The organism is Armatimonas sp. (assembly GCF_043760365.1).
Lineage (GTDB): Bacteria > Armatimonadota > Armatimonadia > Armatimonadales > Armatimonadaceae > Armatimonas.
The window spans coordinates 1-2,690 of sequence record NZ_JAYUPA010000999.1 but is presented as its reverse complement, the minus strand read 5'-3'; the positions used below and the strand labels follow the sequence as shown (position 1 = coordinate 2,690).

Sequence of the window (2,690 nt, the reverse complement as noted above, 5' to 3'; positions counted from 1 at the left end):
CACCTGATGGGGCGCTTCTTTTTGTGCCTGGTGGTTAATATCCTGGTGGTCTACAGCCTGATCCAGAAAATCTGGGTCTCTGTGGTGCTACTCTCTGGCGCCTCGCTCTTTATTCACCGCACCACCATTATTCTCTGGAAGAAGCTGAGTGCACAGAGGCAGGAAAAACTGGCCCAGCGGGAGGCACAACGCCAGTGATGCCCCGTCAGCGCCTGCAGCGCAGACCGAGCAAAGCGGCAGATAAGCTAATCCTGACAATGTTCTCTCTACGCCTAGGGATTGGATTGATTGCGTTTACGACCGTCACCACACTAGCGTTCCAGCTTCCTGAGAAAAACTTTGCGTGGATCATGCTACTGATTGCCCTTGCCTATCTGGCGGTGGCGGGTTCGATTCTGGTGAAAGCGCTGCGCAAGTACCGTGAGCGCTACGGCGTAAAAAAGTGAGTAGGGAGTAAAGAATTAAGTGACCATTTCCTGTGCGGTCTTTGTGGACGGGGTGCGACAGGGTGAGAACGGCATTGATCTCTGTGGACTGTCGGAGGGCTTCGGGTTTCCGGGCCTGCCGGTGACTCTGGAGAAGATGCCGCTCTTTTTGAACCTGGAGCTAGACGAAGCAGACCGGGGGAAGCCCTGTCGGCTGGAGTTTCATCTGCTCTCCCCTAGTGGCCACGCACTAGATTCTCCTAACTGGCTGGACTTCACGCTTCCCACCGACCAAGACACGGTCACGGCTAAGCTTTTACCCACACTGGATTTGACGTTCCATACGTTCGGTACGCACACGCTTGAAATCCGTCGCGAGGACACTCTTCTCCAGCGACTCCGACTCACGATCACCCAACAAGGGCTCCGATGATGATAACAAAACTTGCGTTCTCACTTTTTGCTACCTTTGTGCTCGCCTCTGCCTCCCATGCTTGGGGTGGCGTGGGGCATACCTATGTCGCTAAGCTCGCTGTAGACTCCCTGCCAAGCTCTTCGTTTAAGTCGCTGATGATCCTCAACAAGGACTGGTTTGCCGGCGCTTCGTCGCATCCCGATCGCTGGCGTAACCGGCCCGATAGTGCGGAGGCGGGGCGGCACTTTCTCGATGGTGAGCGCTTCGGTTTTGGCTCTGATCTAAGCAAGATTCCCCAGGACTTCGCCGCCGTGCAGAAGATCAGCGACTACATGAAACTGCGAAGCGATGGGATGAATCCGTGGACGGTGCGGCGCATCTACGGCTTGCTCGTGCGTGCGCTCAAGGAAAGACGCTGGGACGATGCCTTGGTGCAGGCGGCCTATCTGTCGCACTATGTCGGCGATGCCCATGTGCCGTTCCATGCCACAGAAAACTACGACGGCCAGCTCTCGGAGCCCTCGCAAAAGGGGATTCACGCACGCTTTGAGTCCGTGATGCTAGAGAAGAGCATTGCTTATAGCGAGCTCAAGCCGGGCAAGGTGCGGCTAACAAGCGATCCGGTTGCGGCGACATTTTCGATTCTCCAAGCCAGCATCAACGAAGTTCCGGTGATTCTTGCCGCTGATAAGAAAGCCCAGGTGGTGGCCTCGGGGGATACATTTAGCGAGGCCTACTGGAGCGCCTTTACGCCCGTCGCTAAGCCCATTGCGATCAAGCGGCTAGAGATGGGGGGCACGGCGCTGGCAAGCTTGCTCGAAAGCGCCTGGAACGAGGCCGGTCGCCCGACACCACCGGCGGGCTTTGCCGCAAAAAATAGCAGCCTTCCCTACGCTCCCGAGTTCGTCCCCCGTGGCCAAACCGCGCCGCCGTTCATGCCCGTGGTGACCGAGGAGCAGAAAGTTGCGGCGCGCAAGGGCGCGATCACGCTGCATATTGAGTCCGAGGTGCTGGGCAAGTTCGTTCCCTGTACTGTCTTTCTTCCCAAAGGCTACTGGCAGTCCGGGAATCAAAAGCGCTACCCGGTGCTTTATTTGCTTCATGGCGCGTTTGGAAAGCACACGGACTGGCTCAAGAACGCGGGCACAGCGGCGTATCTGGCCGACCTGCCGTTAATCGTCGTCTTGCCAGACTCCCAGGGCGACTCGTTCTATCAGAACTCACCCGGCTTTGGGAAGTGGCAGAGCTATTTTGAGAAAGAACTCCTGCCGGAGGTCGAATCCACGTTCCGAACGATTAAGAAGCGCGAAGGACGGGCGATAGCGGGTCTCTCGATGGGCGGTTACGGCGCGTGGCACCTGGCGCTCGACAACCCAACAAAGTTCTGCGCGGCCGCCTCGCTCTCGGGGGTCGTGGAGTGGGGCGAGGGCAAGCCGATTCTGAACTTTGTGCAGAAGATGTTTCCCACCGACACCGATGCACTCTACGCGGCAGGGGCGAGCTGGCCGAAGATTCAGGCGCTCTCTGGCAGGAGTGGCCCCTGGGACGGCCCCGCGCTCTACTTCGATTGCGGCAAGGACGATTTTCTTATCCAGATGAACCGTGATATGGAGCGACGGCTGCTGGAGCGTGGGATTCCCTTCGAGTTCGCCGAGTTCGACGGAGCCCACACCTGGCCTTACTGGGATGAGCACCTGCGCGATGTCCTCAACTTCACCATGCGACACGTCGCCCCGCCCACGGAGCGATGATCCCGCCTGAGGTTCTAAGCCGTTATACAGAGCCGCACCGGCGCTACCACACGGTGCGGCACCTGCGGGCGGTGCTTGCAGCGTTGCACCGCTGGATGG

Annotated in this window: 4 protein-coding genes; all 4 read left to right on the top strand. The window is 58.5% G+C overall.

What is annotated here, in order from left to right; all coding sequences use genetic code 11:
* Positions 1 to 198: hypothetical protein (locus ACH2EH_RS25275; protein WP_395146194.1), on the top strand; the 198-nt coding region annotated here is incomplete at its 5' end.
* Positions 198 to 446, top strand: coding sequence for a hypothetical protein (locus ACH2EH_RS25270; RefSeq protein ID WP_395146193.1), 249 nt, complete (start codon positions 198 to 200; stop codon positions 444 to 446). The genes ACH2EH_RS25275 and ACH2EH_RS25270, both read left to right, overlap by 1 nt.
* Before the next feature lie 19 nt (positions 447 to 465).
* The gene (locus ACH2EH_RS25265; protein WP_395146191.1) at positions 466 to 858 is read left to right on the top strand and encodes a DUF6941 family protein; all 393 of its coding nucleotides are present in this window, start codon (positions 466 to 468) and stop codon (positions 856 to 858) included.
* Positions 855 to 2,591 carry a S1/P1 nuclease gene (locus ACH2EH_RS25260; protein ID WP_395146190.1) on the top strand — a complete coding sequence of 579 codons (1,737 nt, stop codon included), beginning with the start codon at positions 855 to 857 and terminating at the stop codon, positions 2,589 to 2,591. Before ACH2EH_RS25265 ends, ACH2EH_RS25260 begins: the two co-directional genes overlap by 4 nt.
* Positions 2,592 to 2,690: the final 99 nt, after the last annotated feature.

What these genes read in the sequence shown, in the direction of transcription:
- ACH2EH_RS25270 (WP_395146193.1), top strand. Translation starts at nt 198, where the DNA reads ATGCCCCGTCAGCGCCTGCAGCGCAGACCGAGCAAAGCGGCAGATAAG.
- ACH2EH_RS25260 (WP_395146190.1), top strand. Translation starts at nt 855, where the DNA reads ATGATGATAACAAAACTTGCGTTCTCACTTTTTGCTACCTTTGTGCTC.